We start from the raw sequence: 15252 nt of genomic DNA, 5'->3' as shown, positions 1-15252 counted from the left end.
CATCGTGGCGCAGATCGAGCAGACGACTCCTCTCTCCCTCTTCGCGCGGCCCGGGGTCGCATCCATCGACGATCTGGCGGGCTCGACCCTCTCGGTCGATGCGTTCGACAACGGGTTCTCCGTCGTCCTTCGGCAACTCGTGCAGAGCCGCGCCATCCGCAACGTGAGTTACGCGGAGACGGGCGGAGTGCAGGAGAGGTTCGCCGCCCTCGTTGCGGGCGAGGTCGACGCCACGCTCCTGGGGCCGCCGTTCGACCAGCTGGCGGACGAACAGGGTCTCTCCCTCCTGGGGCGCGTCGATGGGATGTTCCCCGACTTCCCCGGTCAGGGAATCGTCGTGAGACGGTCTCGGCTGGAAGAACTGCGGGCGCCCCTCACCCGCCTCTTCAGCGCCCTGCAGTCGGCGATCTCGTGGTCGAACTCGGCAGACGACGCCGAGGGAGAGCGACTGCTCGCGACAGCGGGTTTCGGTGGGGCGGCGGCCGCGTCCGCCTGGGCCAATCGCCCGCGCGATCTCTGGCCCTCCTCCGCCGGCATGGCACTGCTGATCGAGATGCGCAGGCAACTCGGCATCCTGCCGGAAGGCACGAGCGTCGACGATCTGTGGAGCGACGAGCTGCTCGTTGCGTCGGCGATGCGATGACCGAGCCTGAAGCGGACGGCGCGATCATCGCCGGCGTACAGAGGATGCTGGCGACCGATCACGCGTCGCAACAGCTGGGGATCCGGGTGCTCTCGGCCGGCGGCGATCAGGCCGTGGCGCAGATGGAGGTGCGGGCCGACATGGCCAACGGCCATTCGATCGCGCACGGCGGTCTGATCTTCGCCCTCGCCGACACCGCCTTCATCTGCGCGTGCGCCACGAACAGCCGCGTAGCCGTGACCTCGTCGGCGTCGATCATCTACATCAGCCCCGCCCGGGTGGGCGACGTGCTGACGGCGACCGCTACGGTGCGCAATCGGTTCGGCAGGGCCGTGCACTGCGACGTGACCGTGACATCGGGCTCCGGCGTCGTCGCGGAATTCCGGGGCAGCGCGATCCAGGTCACTTCGACGTAGGCGGCCGCAGCGATCGGAAGGCCAGGGCGAGCAGATCGTCGACGAACGCGTCGTCGAGCGGCCCGCCGCCCAGCAGGAGCCGCTGGTAGATCGGGGCATAGATGATGGATGCCGCGATGTTCAGGTCGAGGTCGTCCCGCAGAACGCCCTCCTCGACGCCGCGCTGCATGAGCGCCAGCACGACCCGGGCACGGTCGTCCCAGAACCGCTCGTGGAACGCGTCGAGCACGTCTTTGTCGTATTGCCCCTCGGCGATGATCTGCGCGATGATGCGCCCGTCGTCGCCCGCGTACTGTCGCACCACCGACTTCACGTGCGCGGCGAGAGCCTCGTCCGCGGGCAGGTCGGGGTCGATCGGGGTGTGCCCCAGGTAGTCGCTGACGAAGGCGTCGAGAACGACCGCGACCTTGTTCGGCCACCAGCGATAGATGGTCGCCTTGCTGACCCCGGCACGTTTCGCGATCGATTCGATCGTCAGACGTTGCACGGTCGTACCGGGCTTCTCATCTCCCAAACCCATGAGCGTCAACGTGGCGTCGATGATCGCCTGCCTGCTCTCTTCACTTCGCGCCACCATGCAGTCAAGGTAGCGCACAGGAGGGATGTGATGTTCGGCGCGACATGCGATACTAGACGTATCGTTTGTCAGGTTCGGATCAAAGGAGCACCGATGAAACTGGGTCGTATTGCGGTTCCGACGCCGGATGGCGAGCAGTTGCGCGTCGTCGCTGTCCTGCCGGACGAGGGTCGGGTGATCGATCTTGCTCGTGCGTATGCTCTGGTGTTGCAGAGGTCGGGGGCAACCCCCGATCGAGCTCGCTCGCTTGCGCTCGCCCTGTTTCCGGCGAGTTTGGCTGCGGGGATTGCGGGTGGGGAGGTGTTCCTGGATACGGCGCATGCTGCGTTGGGGGCGGCGGATGATGCGTCCACTCCGATCGGGGAGGTGTCGTGGCGGGGGGCGGTGGATCCGCCGGTGATTCGGGATGGGTTGACGTTCGGGACGCATATTGAGAACTATTTCCGGAATGTGATGCATTCGAAGCCGTCGCGGGCGGTGTATGACCGGCCGGGGTTTTTCAAGGGGTCCACGGCGACGGTGTATGGCCATGATGAGGTGGTGCCGTATCCGAGCATTTCGGAGAAGCTGGATTATGAGTTGGAGATCGGGTACATCGTGGGGCGGCCGGGTCGTAACCTGACTCCGGATGAGGCGTTGGGGCATGTGTTCGGGATCACGATCTTCAATGACTGGAGTCTTCGTGATGTGCAGGCGGTGGAGGGTGCGATCGGGATGGGTGCCCAGCACAGCAAGGACTTCGCGTATGGGATCGGTCCGTGGATCACGACCCTGGATGAGATTGCCTCGATCGAGGGTCTGAAGGGTCAGGTGCGGGTCAACGGTGAGGTGCGCTCGGAGACGCGGGTGGAGAACTTCGTGTACACGCCGGAGGAGTTGGTCGCGTACGTGTCGATCTTCGACGGGTTGCAGCCGGGGGACATCATCGGGTCGGGCACGATGGGCTTCGGCGCGGGGGTGGAGATCGATCGGTTCCTGGAGCCCGGTGATGTGGTCGAGCTCGAGCTCGAGGGGGTCGGGACGTTGCGTAACCCGGTCGCTGCGGTGAAGGAGACCCCGCCGTGGTGGCCCGCGCCGCGCCCGTACCCGTTCGAAGGTCAGGACTGAGATGGGTCGACCACCGGTCCGCAGGGTCGTCACCGGGCACGACGACCAGGGCCGTGCCATCATCCTCTCCGACGGACCCGCCCCCAACACCTACGACTCGACCTCCATTCCGGGGTTCGGCGCCGCCGTCGCATGGCACACGCCACCCGGCGACATCGACCACGTGACGGATGACGATCCCGCCGGGGCGGAATCCCAGATCCCGGCATTCCCCGCAGAAGGCGAGACCATTCTGCGCGTCGCCGATTTCCCGCCCGATTCGGTGTACCCCGACGATGCGGAATCGGTGATCTTCTCTGAGATCGACGGCCGCGAGGCGGCGGACGCAGCAGGCGAGCACAGCGGCGGCAGGCACTTCTGGTTCCACCGCACCGATTCACTCGACTACGCGGTCGTGCTCAGCGGCGAGATCACACTTCTCGTCGATGAAGGAGAGGCGACCCTGCGCCCCGGCGACGTCGTCATCCAGCGCGCGACGAGCCACGCATGGTCGAACCGCAGCGAACGCGCCGCGCGCGTGCTGTTCGTGCTGATCGGGACCCCCGTCACGTCGCCGGCAGAGATCGCCGCGCAGCGGAAGGCGATGTCAGCCGCAGCGGGGCACTCGTGATCGTCGATGGCGAGGCAGCCGACGGAGAGGTGATCTGGCGACTGGACGCCGACCTGTTCGCTGACACGGGCGTCGTTCGCTTCGCCGCGTACCTCCGAGACCGGGGTGTCGTTCTCGGCGAGGGCTACGACGACCTCTGGAAGTGGTCGGTGGCTCAACCGGATCGGTTCTGGGAACTCTTCGCGGAGTTCGCAGGCGTCCGGCTGGGCGGCACGCCCGGGCCTGTCCGCACGGATCAGCCCATGCCCCTCACGCAATGGTTCCCCGGCAGGACGCTGAACTTCGCACGGCACCTGCTCGAGGGCCGCGAGGGCGTCGCGATCGTGTCGGTCGCAGAAGACGGTGCCACCGAGGAACTGACGTGGCAGGCGCTGCGCAAAGAGGTCTCCGCCCTAGCCCGCTACCTTCGTTCGGTCGGCGTCGAGAAGGGAGATCGCGTCGTCGCCATCCTCCCGAATGTCGCCGAGACGGTCGTGGGATTGCTCGCCACGGCGTCGATCGGTGCCATCTGGTCGGTGTGCGCTCCCGAGTTCGGGCCGGGCGCGATCATCTCGCGATTCGCTCAGCTCTCGCCGAAGATCGTCATCGCCTGCGGGGGATACCGGCTCGGCGGCACGGACCGCGACCGCCGCAGCGAGATCGCCGAGGTGCTTGCCGCACTGCCCTCCGTTCAGAATGTCATCTGGGTGACCCGGCACTGCGCGGTCGGCCCGATCGAGACATCCGTGACGGCGATCGACTGGAGCGATGCCGTCGCGATCTCCGCCGAACTCACGTTCGCCGACGTCGAGTTCGGGCATCCTCTCTGGGTGCTCTTCTCCTCTGGCACGACCGGCATCCCCAAAGGCATCGTCCATGGCCACGGCGGTGCCCTTCTCGAGACGTTGAAGCTGCTTCTCATCCACTCGGACCTGCGGCCGGGCGATCGTTATCTCACCGTGGCATCGACGAGCTGGGTCGTGTGGAACGCGCTGGTCTCCGCCCTCGGCGTGGGAGCCACCGCCGTGCTCATGGATGGGAACCCCACCTATCCCTCGGTCGATCGGGTCTGGCAGGTGGCGGCATCCACGCGCGCGGCCGTCATGGGGGTGAGCGCCGCCTTCGTCCATGCGTGCGTGAAGACCGAGCTGTCGCCACGCGTGGACCACGATCTGTCGGCACTGCGCGCCCTCCAAGTTACGGGCTCGCCGCTGTCATCGGACGGTTACCGCTGGGTGTACCGCAAGGTGGGCGACATCTGGCTCGCCTCGATGAGTGGCGGCACCGACATCGCCTCGATCTTCGTCGGCGGCGTGCCGACCATCCCCGTGCGCGTCGGCTTCATCCAGGCGCCGGCCCTCGCGGTGAGTGTCGAGGCCTGGGATGACGCCGGCCGGCCCACGACGGGCAAAGGGGAGCTGGTCGTCACCAGCCCTATGCCGTCTATGCCGATCCGCTTCTGGGGGGATGCAGACGGATCGCGGTACCGGGCGAGCTACTTCGATGTGTATCCCGGCGTATGGCGGCACGGCGACTTCATCGAGATCAGCCCGTCGGGCATCCGCATCCACGGGCGGTCGGACTCCACGTTGAACCGGAGCGGACTGCGACTGGGGTCTGCCGACATCTACGCGGTGGTCGAGTCGTTGGACCAGATCGCGGAGGCCCTGATAGTGGGCGCCGAGATCGGTGCGGACGAGTACTACATGCCGCTGTTCGTGAAGCTCTCCGACGGAGCCGACCCGGATGAGGCGAGGGAGTCGATCATCACCTCTATCAAGGCGAACCTCTCCGTGCGATATCTCCCCGACGAGATCATCGTGATGCGTGGGGTTCCGCACACACGGACGGGCAAGAAGCTCGAGGTGCCCGTGAAGCGTCTGCTGCAGGGCGCGGCGCTCACCGACGTCGCGGATCTCGGCGCGGTCGATGATGCCGCGCTGCTGGAGGAGTACGCGGGATTCGCCGCGGCGCGAAGCGCCTGACCTGCGGCGGGTAAGCGAAGAAGCCCGCCAACGACGAGTCCGGCCCAGGGGTCTTCGCCGCTGCCGTGGCGGCGAATCCCTGGGCCGACTCAGCCGCTGATCAGACAGGGAGGGGAATCGACGACGTGTCGATTCGACGGTTGTCCGTCTTGTACGGCGCGCGAGCGACCGTTGCCCGAATGGCCTTCTGGCGTGATCCCGGCGAGCCCCAGATGACCGAGACCTCGGTGCCCGGTGCGACGTACGCCAGATCGATGGAGCACAGCGAGAGCATCTCGCGGAAGTGGTACGAGTAGCACCGAGAGGTGGACACCCCGATCTCTACCCCGTCCACCTGCACGCTGTCGATCGACAGGCTGTCGAACAGCGCGCGGGGGAGCTCCATCGTCTCGTAAGGGACATCGTTTTTGTCGAAGAGCGACCCGTAGACATCCTTCACGTCGTCGTCGTTCCAGACCAGGGTCACCATGGAACGCTTCTGGTTGGCGACGATGACCTCGAGCGCCTCGCGTCCGATGAACTCGTGGTCGAACTTGATCCGGTTGCCCCACCCCAGCTCGGTCGGGTTGCGGTAGAGGTCCTTCTGCGCCCGGATGGCGTGACTGCCGGAGACGGGGAAGTAGGGCAGGTAGCCCAGTTCCGGGTGGGTTCCCAGCAGGTAGTCGCGAAACTCCGGATCGGTGTCGTAGGCGGGGAGGAAGTCGACCACGGGCGTCGGGAAGCAGGCCTCCACGTGATTGACCATCTTCGTCCGTCCACCGAGCCGCTCGACTCCGAACTCCTCGCCGGCGGCGAGGAGCGCCTCATGGACGGCGATCGCGTCCTTGCCATCGCCGTGCAACTCGAAGCCGAGTTCTCCGGACATGCCCTGACGCAGGCACCACACGTCGGCATCGCCGATCCTGATCTGACGCACCTGCATGAACGTGTGCTCGCGATGCAGAGACCCGGTGACCTTCTCGAGAATCTGCAGGGAGCTGGGGCCCTGCACCTGGATGATGAAGTCATCCGTTCCGCGCTGGGTGAGCGTGGCGTCGTAGTCGCCCTTGGCGAACTGGTACTCGGCCCAGTACAGGGGGCCGCTGGTGAATTTCAGCTCATCCTCGGCCAGCCGCATGAGCACGCCCTCGCAGACGATGTTGCCCTCCTGATCGCACTGGATCGAGTGCTTCGCGGTGCCGACTTCGAAGTGCTCGAACGAGTTGACCGAGATGTCCTGGAAGAACTTGAGGGCGTCGGGCCCCTTCACGATGATCTTGTTGGGCAACGGCGACCAGTCACCGACGTAGGCCGTCGTCTTCCAGGATTCGCTCTCGCGTACCCATCCGTTGAATTCGTAGGGTTCGAACTGGTGGATGAAGCGGGTCCACGTGGACACCTGAGGTGCCGCGGGGATGAGGGGGTTCAGGTCCACGTACGGGTGTGACGGACTATTCACAATTATCTCCATTGATGTTTGCGCCGAGCATGCGAAGGTTCAGCTGCACCGATGCAGTACGATCCGTATCGGATAAGGCAGAGCCTACCATCACATGCTCTCGCTGCGACAGTGGCGTATTGGGGGCTCAGAACGCGCGGTCTGCGGTGATGGGGTTGGGCGGGTCGAACACCGCGAGCGCGAGAGCGAGCATCGAGTAGTAGCCGCACAGCCAGACGAGCTCGGCCAGGGTTGCCGCGCCGAGCGTTCCGATCGCGGCACGGTAGGCGGCATCGTCGAGGTCGCCGTCGGACAGCAGGGCACACACGACGCCGAGGGCGTGGGATGCCTGGGCGTCGAGTCCCTCGGGAACCGATCCCTGTTTCAGGGCGGCGAGCTGGCGGTCGTCCAGGCCTGCCTGTCGGGCGGGTGTCTCGTGGGCGAACCATTCGAACTCGCAGCGATGGTGCGAGGCGGCGAGCAGGATCGCCGCCTCGCGAACGACGGGGTCCAGTCCCGACGAGAAACGGAGCGCAGCGCCCACCGCCTGCACCGCCTCGCCGACCGCCGGAGCGATGGTCATGATGCCGAACGGTCCAAGGAGCGCGCCGGAGTCGTCGGTGATGGGCACCTGCGCCTTCTGCGTCTTGCGCGGTCCGTCGACGATGCGATCGTAGAGGGCGCGCTGATTCTCATCGAGCGCCGATCGAGGGCGCAGCGGAAAACGAGGGGGTGTGGTCTCCGGCATCCGTCGCTCTCGTTACTCGTCGACGACGGGCGTGCCGTAGATGTGGAACTCCGGCGGGATCGGGGCGCCCCATCCGGGCTTCTTCGCCCACTCCGCGGCCGTCCAGATGTACGGTTTCGGATCGGGTGCGAAGACGAGGTATCCGCCGTTGGCGACCTCGATGCGATTGCCACCCGGCTCGCGCGTGTAGAGGTAGAAGCCCTGGATCGCCGTATGGCGCGAGGGCCCCGCTTCGATGTAGATGCGCGCGTCCGTGAAGATCTCGGCCGCTCGCAGCACTTCCTCGCGCGTGTCGACGAGGTAGGCGAAGTGGTGCAGGCGCCCGCTGCCGCTGGTCTTCTCCTGCGTGTAGATGAGTTCGTGCCCTTGAATGGAGCTGCTCATCCACGCGCCCGCCTCCGACTCGTCGGGAAGCCGGATGATCTCATAGGTGCGCAGACCGAAGCCCGCCTCCCAGAACTCTCGGCATGCGCGCACATCGCGGGCCAGCAGATTCAGATGGTCCACGTGGCGTACGTTCGCGCCCCGGCCCACATAGCTCTGAAAATTCGTGGGAATGACCGGACGCTTGTCTTCGGGCGCGACGTACCGTTCGGTGTCGTAGTAGAGCCGGAAGGCATGGCCGTCGGGATCGAGGAACTCGTAGAACCGCCCGATGCCGAGCTCGGGTTCGGTCCAGTGCCCGCCGTACCCGTTCGCCTCGAGCCACTGCACGCGCTCATCGAGGGCCTCAGGGCTCACCATGCGCCAGGACGCGTAACCGAGCCCGGCGCGGTCTGCGCGGATGAGGTGGAGACTCCACCGTTCGTAGTCGCCGAACGCCCGGAGGTAGTAGCCATCGTCGGACTCGTGGACGATGTCCATTCCGAGCAGGTCGACGAAGTATGCGAGGGTCTCGTCGATCGTGGGGGTGAGGATCGCGTGCGGCCCGAGGTGGGCGAGCACATGCCGTGGTGCGACCGGATCGGCGGTCATCGCTGGTCTCCTATCGTCTGGGGTGGATTGCCGGGAGCAAGTGATGCCTCGCGGAAGACGGGCGTGATGACCCGCTCGGCGATACGCCATCCGCCTTGGGCGTCGCGCACATAGGTGTCGTGGAAGTCGGCCACCATGTAGATCTCAACACCTTGGGGTGGCTCCGCGTTGCTCGCGAAGGTGTGCCAGCTGCCGCGGCCCGTGACGGTCGAGTCACCGGCCTCCGCCAGCAGCAGGTTGCCGAGGCCGTGGCGGGTGGTGCGAGTGCCGGTGCGAGCGTGGAACGACGCGATGAGTCGCTCCACATCATGGAACTCGTGAGCGACGCTCACATAGTGCACATCGGCGGTGAACACATCCCGGAGTGCCTCGAAGTCGTGCAGATCGAGTGCCCAGGCGAATCGCGCGTTGAGGTCGGCGATCGCGTATCGATTCTCAGGCGTCAGCAGGCTCATCGGTGCTCGACGGGGTTGGAGAGAACGCCGATCTGCTCGATCGAGACCTCGATGGTTCCACCGAGCCTCGTCAGATCGACATTCTGCACCGCACCGCCCTTCGCCGAGCTCTTCAGGGCCGTGCCCATCGCGATCACATCGCCGGGCTCGAGGGTGAGGTATCCGGATGCGAAGGAGATGATCTCGCTGACGCTGAACCGCAGGTTCGCGGTGTTGTCGTCGGTCACCAGGCGATCATCGTGGGTGCAGGTGATGCGGAGAGCGTGCGGGTCGGCGATGGCATCGGCCGTCGTCACCCATGGCCCCAGCGGTCCGAACGTATCCGCCCCCTTGTATCGTGCGGGATAGCTCACCCAGCTCTCCACATGACGCACCCCATCGGGGTTGTCGGGGTCGGGATGGATCGCTCGGTAGTGGAACGTGTCGTGGTCGCGCATCGTCGGCGAGGTGATGTCGTTGATGATCGTGTAGCCGAAGACGTGGCCCAGAGCATCCTCGAGAGGGATGTCCGCGCCGCCGGTGCCGATGATGACCGCGAGCTCCGGTTCCGGGTGCACCCTCCCGTACTTGTCCTTCACGATGATCGGCTTGCCGTGTCCGATCAGCGATGACGACGGCTTGACGAACATCGCCGGCGTATCGGGACCCGAAAGGATGCGGTCGGGGTTCGCACTGTTGTTGAGCGCCACGCACAGGATCTTGGGCGGGCGCCGCACCGGCGGCAACCACGACAGGTCCGCCGTGCGCAGACGCTCGCCCGAGCTCACCGCGACCTCGGCCGCACGCCGCCATTCCGCTTCCGGCCCGCCAAGCATGTCGGCGAGGTCGCTGTACCCCGACGGGAGCAGCGCCACGTGGTCGTCGGATACCGCGACGACGACGCGGGCGCCGTCCGGGCGTTCGATCGTTCCGAGCTTCATCGAAGGTCCCCTATCCGCGCGCAGCCGCTCCGGAGCGCCGGTACGTCGTGCGCGCGAACTCGTTGATCGGAGCCGTCGCGACGGTCGCGCGGAGGGTCACTTGCCGGTGCGGCTCGACCTGCAGCTTTCGCGAGTTCGGCTCCTCACCCCAGATGACTTCCACCTCGGTACCGGGTTCGGCGAACCGGGAGTCGACCACCGCGAGCGAGAGGATCGAACGCTCGTTGGACGAGTAGCCGACGATCATCGAAAGCCCCACGTCCACGCCGTCGGCCAGCACGCGGTCGTGCTGGAAGTCCGCGTATCGCGACAACGGCAGGTTGAAGTACTTCGCGCCGACGCCGGGGTGCACGAGCGACCCCATCGCCCGCTCGACATCGTCGCCATTCCAGACCAGTGTCACCTTTCGTCGCGCTTCGTCGCGTCCATCGGCGATCATGCGCTCGAGAGCGGCGCGCCCGACGAATTCGTGATCGAAGGAGACGATGCGACCGTAGTCGAGATCGAACGGCGTCAGGTAGTAGTCGGTGATGTCATCCGATCGGAGACTGCCGCCCAGCGGCGCCATCCCCTCGTAGGAGTCCGCGCCGAGCCAGCGACGGTAGTCGCTCAATGCGTCGCCCGTGTAGATCGCGGGAACGGGCCTGGAGACCCACCCCGACTCGAGGGTGTTGCTGTGGTACGCGGAGGAGCCGGCCCGGATCATCCCGTGCTCTTCGCCGGCCGCGAGAAGTGCGGCGAGCACGGCATCGTTGTCGGCCCAGGGACCCCAGAGCTCGAATCCGGGCTCCCCGGCCATTCCGTGCCGCAGAGCGCCGACGCTCTTGCCGCCGATCGTGAACTGGGTCATGCCGAAGAAGGGAAGCTGGGGCGGCTCCTCGCCGAGCGCGGTGCGGATCACATCGAGCGCGAGGGGACCTTGCACCTGATAGCGATACACGATCGGATCGCCGGCCCGCACGGTGGAGTCGTCGTCGCGCTCGAGCGTCACGTCGAAGTCGCCGCGCTCCGCGTGATACTGCACCCAGTTGATGGAGGTCGGAATCCCGACCATCTGGTACTCGTCCTCGGCGAGGTGGAACAGGATGTTGTCACCGATGACGTAGCCGTCGTCGTTCACGGCGACGAATTGCTTCGCCCGCCCGACCGGGAAGTTCGCGAAGCTGTTGATACCCAGTCCGGAGATGAGGCGGAGCGCGTCCTTGCCGCGGATGAACAGGTCGGCCATGTGGTGCGACTGCGTGAAGAGCACCGCACCGGTGCGCGACGCGCGCTGCTCATCGCGCCAGTTCGAGAATTCGGCGGGCACTCGCGCGGCAAGAGCCGTGCGCACGCGTGAGTCCCAGAGCAGGTTCGTCGCGCCGCCCGCTTCACGGAGGGCGTCCTCGAGGTTCTTCGTCATGTCGTCACATTCCTTTTCATGCACGCCGAAAGCGGAGTTCGGCCCTTGGTTGGATCAATTGGCTGGATCAATCGACGGGAACATATGCGGTCCCGTTGTACCGCCACACCAGCACCTGGTTGACCGCGCCGCGCGTCGGATCGGTCGCGTCCACCTCGATGCCGGGCAGCAGCATGGGTGCCTTGAGCTCCGAGACCTGCCGGATCGCCTTCATGAACGATTCACGCGTCGGTTCCGTCATCTTCGTGAAGGCCTCCTCGAGCGTCGCCCCCACGACGTAGCTCCACACGCAGTGCGGCACGATCGTCTTCGTCAGATCGGAGGAGTACTGGGACATGTCGTCGAGGAACGTCTTGACGTCCTCGTCCTCGGCGAACTGCGGATCTGCCGGGGATTTCACGAACACCGGGGTGTAGACAGCCGGGTAGGCACCGGCCGCACCGGGTCCGAGCACCTCGATCGGCGACGAGGTCGGCGACGGCACGAACACCTCGGGCAGCCACCCGAGCTGCTGGGCCTTCTGTAGGACACCGATCTGCAGGGGAGTGATGAAGACGACGGTGAAAAGCACATCGGCGCCGCTCTCCGCGAGTTCGATGACCTGCGCGTCGACCGATGTGTCGGTGGCCTCATACGTGTTGCGCGCGACGATCTCGACGTCGCTGCCCTCGATCGCCTGCTCCAGGCCCTCGAGGTACGCGGCACCCGCGTCGTCGTTCTGGGTCAGCGTGGCGACCGTGAGGGGTTCGCCCCGATCGACGAGCATCTGGCCGAAGCCCTGGCCCTCCGTCACGTACGTGGGCAGAAATCCGATGGTCCACGGGTTCGCCTCCTGGTCGGAGCTGAACTGCGTCGCCCCCGTGAGGAGCAGCGCCTGCGGGAATTCCTCGTCCGCCGCCGCCGGCATGATGGCGAGATTGGTCGGCGTGCCGAGGCTGCCGACCATGCCGAAAAGGTCATCGGAGACCATCTGCTGGAAGTTCGTGAGTGCTTTCTGCGGGTCGTAGCCGTCGTCGAAGGGCTCGAGGGTGACTTTCCGCGTCTTGCCGTCGCCGAACTCGAATCCGCCGGCAGCATTGCCCGCCTCGAGGTAGGCATTCAACCCGGCCGCGACGCATCGACCGGGGCCTGCCGTATGTCCGCTCAGGGGGCTCGTGACGCCGAGCACCATCGAATCATCGGTGATTCCCGGGCTCGCCGCCGCCTCATCGCCGCCGCCGCGTGTGCATCCGGCGGCCAGCAGCGCGACGATCCCGATGATCGCGACGGCCGATGCCGACCGTACGGCGGTCACGACGGGGACCCGGCGGCGGAGGGCGCTTCCGCCTCGTGCAATGCGAACGGACCCGCCGCCGCGTGGACTTTTTCGAGATCGTTGAACACGTTCGATTCCTCCTTGAATTCGACCTGTACCGCAGTCTCTCGACTGCGTTCAGTCTCGACAGGAGGCATACATCGTGTAAAACGTGTTTATCCGACGTTCCACCACATCAAAGCTTGCTATCTCGGTGACGGCCCACCGTAGGCGCGGCGTCTAGGCGGGCGAAGCTGTGTCACGGCGAGCAGTCCTCGGCGGGCGATCCGGATCGTCCGCATCTCTCGCCACCGACGTCGACGCGAGGAAATCGAACAGGGCCGCGTAGCGGGCCGTCCGCGGGGCGCCGGCGGGGCGGGCCAGTCCCACCACGGACGGGGCCACCTCGTCGAGCAGGTCGATGCGCGTGACGATGTGGCCGTCATACGTGCGCTGCGTCGCCGCCTTCTGGAACATCACGGCGTATCCGAGTCCACGTCCGACGAGGCAGCGGACCAGTTCGTAGTTGCTCGAGACGTGGCCGATCGTCGGTGTGACCCCCAGTGCCTCGAAGACCCGCTCGGTGTTCCTGCGGGTCGGATGCACATCCAGCGAGATGAGCGGCTCCTCGGCCAGCTCGGCGAGATGGATGCCGGGGCGCGACGCGAATCGGTGCTGCTGACTGACCAGCACGTGGGGTCGATAGTGGTGCACGGGGTCGAACGCGAGGTGTGCGGCCACATCGACGCTGTAGAGGAGGGCGACGTCGATGCGGCCCCGGAGAAGCAGTTCATCGATGGCCGGCGCATCCGCCTCGACCACATCGAGCTCCAGCTCCGGGTACCTGCGCTGAAAGCGCTCGAGGATGCTGGGCAGGAAGAATGGTGTGAGCGTCGGGAAGCATCCGATGCTGAACCGGCCCGTCAGGGTTCCGGTGGACCGCCCCGCATCCGCGGTGAGTGCGTCCGCGTCCGAGAGGAGCCGGCGCGCGTGCGGCAGCATCCGAGATCCTGCCGCCGTGAGGGTCATCCCCTTGCCCTTGCGGCGGATGAACAGCTGCAGCGATAGATGGCGCTCGAGCTCATCGAGTGCCAGCGCGAGTCCGGGCGCGCTCACCCGGCACCGCTCCGCCGCAGCGGCGAGGGTTCCCTCGCTGGCGATCGCGTCGAAGTACTCGAGCTGCCGCAGGGTGAAGACGATGGGGGACATATCAAGGTTCTACTGTGGTGGGAAGCCGGATAAACATGTTTTACACGAAGTATGACGGATGTCAAGACTGAGCGTGTACAGAGCCGTCAGGTTTCAAGGAGGAAATTGAACGTGTCCAACAATCTCGAAGAAGCCATTGCGGCGGCCGGCAGCCCCGTCCAGCTGCTGTGGGAGTCGCAGTCACCCCCCGCCGTCGTGCCGCGTGTCGTGCAGGAGTTCAGCAACTGGCGCGACGAGCAGCTGGCCTGGCGCCGGACTGCCGTCCTGTTCGACCAGTCGCACCACATGGCAGATCTCAACATCAAAGGACCGGACGCACTGAGGCTGATCAGCGATCTCACGATCAACAGCGTGCAGAACTTCCCGGTCGACATGGCCAAGCAGTTCGTCGCGGTCAGCCACGACGGCTACGTCATCGGCGACAACATCCTCTTCCACCTCGAGGAGGACGAATACCAGGCCGTCGGCATCCCGCCGTCGATCAACTGGATTCATTACCACGCGGACACCGGCGGATACGACGTCGAGGTCTGGCGTGACGACAACTCCCTCATCCGCCAGGGAGACCCCGTCGTGTACCGCTATCAGGTGCAGGGTCCAGGCGCACTGGATGTCATTCGCGCCGCGACCGGCGCCGAGCCGCCGAAGCTCAAGTTCTTCGGAATGACCCGGTTCACGATCGGCGGCAAGGAAGTGCGCGCCCTTCGCCACGGCATGGCCGGGGAGCCGGGGTTCGAGATGTGGGGACCCTGGGCGGACAACGAGGTCGTGCACGCAGCCCTGCTCGCTGCGGGCAAGGACTTCGATCTGGTGCAGGTCGGGGGGCGCGCGTACCACACGAACGCGCTCGAGTCCGGATGGCTGCCTCGGCCGCTTCCGGCGATCTACACCGACGACCGCCTCGCCGGCTATCGTCGTTGGCTGACCGCGAACGCCTATGAGACGATCTCGCCGCTCGGGGGCAGCTTCTACTCGGAGAACATCGAGGACTACTACGTCACGCCGTTCGAACTCGACTACGGTCGCCTGATCGCCTTCGACCACGACTTCATCGGTCGCCCCGCGCTCGAGCGCATGATCGCAGAAGGCAAGACCGACACGCGTCGCAAAGTGACGCTCGTGTGGAACGGCGACGACGTGGCGGATGCTGTCGGCTCGATGTTCCACGAGGGGCCGGGAGCGAAGTACTTCAACCTGCCGATGGCTCTGTACGACACGTTCCACTTCGACCGGGTCGAGGCGGACGGTCGCCTCGTGGGGGTCTCGACATGGACCGGGTATTCGGCGAACGAACGGGCGATCCTCTCCCTCGCGGTCATCGACCCGGAGTTCGCCGAGCCGGGCACGGAGGTCACGCTGACGTGGGGCGAGGAGCACCGCTCGTCGAAACTGCAGGTCGAGGACCACGTGCCGGTGACGATCCGGGCGACTGTCCAGCCCGCGCCGCTCACCGAGCAGGCGCGCACGACCTACCGAGCCAGCGTCCCGGCCTAGGGATCTTCCGGCTCCCACCTC

General features: G+C 66.0%; 15 protein-coding genes. 6 read left to right on the top strand and 9 right to left on the bottom strand.

Annotated elements, in window-relative coordinates:
- Together VNT50_RS09980 and VNT50_RS09975 are read left to right on the top strand one after the other, a co-directional pair.
- A partial coding sequence (locus VNT50_RS09980) for a substrate-binding domain-containing protein (protein ID WP_325484962.1) occupies positions 1-643 on the top strand: 643 nt, incomplete at its 5' end.
- Positions 640-1059: a hotdog fold thioesterase gene (locus tag VNT50_RS09975; RefSeq protein WP_325484961.1), complete on the top strand. Its 420-nt coding sequence runs from the start codon at positions 640-642 to the stop codon at positions 1057-1059. The genes VNT50_RS09980 and VNT50_RS09975, both read left to right, overlap by 4 nt.
- Here the strand turns inward: VNT50_RS09975 and VNT50_RS09970 are convergent.
- A complete protein-coding gene (locus VNT50_RS09970) occupies positions 1046-1636 on the bottom strand; it encodes a TetR/AcrR family transcriptional regulator (protein WP_325484960.1) in 591 nt (196 codons plus the stop codon). The two genes, VNT50_RS09975 and VNT50_RS09970, sit on opposite strands and share 14 nt — an antisense overlap.
- A gap of 93 nt (positions 1637-1729) precedes the next feature.
- Here VNT50_RS09970 and VNT50_RS09965 point away from each other — a divergent pair, with 93 nt between their 5' ends.
- Genes VNT50_RS09965 through VNT50_RS09955 form a run of 3 tightly spaced genes read left to right on the top strand, consistent with a single transcriptional unit; the run spans position 1730 to position 5317 of the window.
- Positions 1730-2743 (top strand): fumarylacetoacetate hydrolase family protein, encoded by a 1014-nt coding sequence (locus VNT50_RS09965; protein WP_325484959.1) that lies wholly within the window; start codon positions 1730-1732, stop codon positions 2741-2743.
- Between the two features lies 1 nt (position 2744).
- The gene (locus VNT50_RS09960; RefSeq protein WP_325484958.1) at positions 2745-3353 is read left to right on the top strand and encodes a cupin domain-containing protein; all 609 of its coding nucleotides are present in this window, start codon (positions 2745-2747) and stop codon (positions 3351-3353) included.
- The gene (locus tag VNT50_RS09955; protein WP_325484957.1) at positions 3350-5317 is read left to right on the top strand and encodes an acetoacetate--CoA ligase; all 1968 of its coding nucleotides are present in this window, start codon (positions 3350-3352) and stop codon (positions 5315-5317) included. Before VNT50_RS09960 ends, VNT50_RS09955 begins: the two co-directional genes overlap by 4 nt.
- 100 nt (positions 5318-5417) lie before the next feature.
- Here the strand turns inward: VNT50_RS09955 and VNT50_RS09950 are convergent, their stop codons facing one another.
- From VNT50_RS09950 to VNT50_RS09915, 8 genes are all read right to left on the bottom strand, one after another.
- Positions 5418-6755 (bottom strand): hypothetical protein, encoded by a 1338-nt coding sequence (locus tag VNT50_RS09950; RefSeq protein WP_325484956.1) that lies wholly within the window; start codon positions 6753-6755, stop codon positions 5418-5420.
- 127 nt (positions 6756-6882) lie between these two features.
- Positions 6883-7482: a carboxymuconolactone decarboxylase family protein gene (locus tag VNT50_RS09945; RefSeq protein ID WP_325484955.1), complete on the bottom strand. Its 600-nt coding sequence runs from the start codon at positions 7480-7482 to the stop codon at positions 6883-6885.
- Between the two features lie 12 nt (positions 7483-7494).
- Positions 7495-8457 carry a VOC family protein gene (locus VNT50_RS09940; RefSeq protein ID WP_325484954.1) on the bottom strand — a complete coding sequence of 321 codons (963 nt, stop codon included), beginning with the start codon at positions 8455-8457 and terminating at the stop codon, positions 7495-7497.
- Positions 8454-8912, bottom strand: a complete 459-nt coding sequence (locus tag VNT50_RS09935; protein WP_325484953.1) for a nuclear transport factor 2 family protein — start codon at positions 8910-8912, stop codon at positions 8454-8456. Before VNT50_RS09935 ends, VNT50_RS09940 begins: the two co-directional genes overlap by 4 nt.
- On the bottom strand, positions 8909-9832 hold the full coding sequence (locus VNT50_RS09930) for a fumarylacetoacetate hydrolase family protein (RefSeq protein ID WP_325484952.1): 924 nt from the start codon (positions 9830-9832) through the stop codon (positions 8909-8911). The genes VNT50_RS09935 and VNT50_RS09930 overlap by 4 nt, the downstream gene beginning before the upstream one ends.
- A 10-nt stretch (positions 9833-9842) precedes the next feature.
- Positions 9843-11234, bottom strand: coding sequence for an aminomethyl transferase family protein (locus VNT50_RS09925; protein WP_325484951.1), 1392 nt, complete (start codon positions 11232-11234; stop codon positions 9843-9845).
- A gap of 67 nt (positions 11235-11301) precedes the next feature.
- Positions 11302-12528 (bottom strand): ABC transporter substrate-binding protein, encoded by a 1227-nt coding sequence (locus tag VNT50_RS09920; protein ID WP_325484950.1) that lies wholly within the window; start codon positions 12526-12528, stop codon positions 11302-11304.
- A 240-nt stretch (positions 12529-12768) separates the two neighbouring features.
- Entirely contained in the window at positions 12769-13737 is a 969-nt protein-coding gene (locus tag VNT50_RS09915; protein WP_325484949.1) for a LysR family transcriptional regulator, read from the bottom strand.
- Between the two features lie 111 nt (positions 13738-13848).
- Between VNT50_RS09915 and VNT50_RS09910 the strand changes: the two genes are divergently transcribed.
- A complete protein-coding gene (locus tag VNT50_RS09910) occupies positions 13849-15231 on the top strand; it encodes an aminomethyl transferase family protein (protein ID WP_325484948.1) in 1383 nt (460 codons plus the stop codon).
- Positions 15232-15252: the final 21 nt, after the last annotated feature.

Origin of the sequence: Microbacterium sp., assembly GCF_035554235.1 — a bacterium.
In the GTDB taxonomy this organism is placed as follows: Bacteria; Actinomycetota; Actinomycetes; order Actinomycetales; family Microbacteriaceae; genus Microbacterium.
Note: the sequence above shows the minus strand (reverse complement) of the source record. Positions and strands in the feature narration are given on the sequence as shown.

What these genes read in the sequence shown, in the direction of transcription:
- VNT50_RS09975 (WP_325484961.1), top strand. Translation starts at nt 640, where the DNA reads ATGACCGAGCCTGAAGCGGACGGCGCGATCATCGCCGGCGTACAGAGG.
- VNT50_RS09970 (WP_325484960.1), bottom strand. Translation starts at nt 1,636, where the DNA reads ATGGTGGCGCGAAGTGAAGAGAGCAGGCAGGCGATCATCGACGCCACG.
- VNT50_RS09965 (WP_325484959.1), top strand. Translation starts at nt 1,730, where the DNA reads ATGAAACTGGGTCGTATTGCGGTTCCGACGCCGGATGGCGAGCAGTTG.
- VNT50_RS09960 (WP_325484958.1), top strand. Translation starts at nt 2,745, where the DNA reads ATGGGTCGACCACCGGTCCGCAGGGTCGTCACCGGGCACGACGACCAG.
- VNT50_RS09945 (WP_325484955.1), bottom strand. Translation starts at nt 7,482, where the DNA reads ATGCCGGAGACCACACCCCCTCGTTTTCCGCTGCGCCCTCGATCGGCG.
- VNT50_RS09940 (WP_325484954.1), bottom strand. Translation starts at nt 8,457, where the DNA reads ATGACCGCCGATCCGGTCGCACCACGGCATGTGCTCGCCCACCTCGGG.
- VNT50_RS09935 (WP_325484953.1), bottom strand. Translation starts at nt 8,912, where the DNA reads ATGAGCCTGCTGACGCCTGAGAATCGATACGCGATCGCCGACCTCAAC.
- VNT50_RS09930 (WP_325484952.1), bottom strand. Translation starts at nt 9,832, where the DNA reads ATGAAGCTCGGAACGATCGAACGCCCGGACGGCGCCCGCGTCGTCGTC.
- VNT50_RS09925 (WP_325484951.1), bottom strand. Translation starts at nt 11,234, where the DNA reads ATGACGAAGAACCTCGAGGACGCCCTCCGTGAAGCGGGCGGCGCGACG.
- VNT50_RS09915 (WP_325484949.1), bottom strand. Translation starts at nt 13,737, where the DNA reads ATGTCCCCCATCGTCTTCACCCTGCGGCAGCTCGAGTACTTCGACGCG.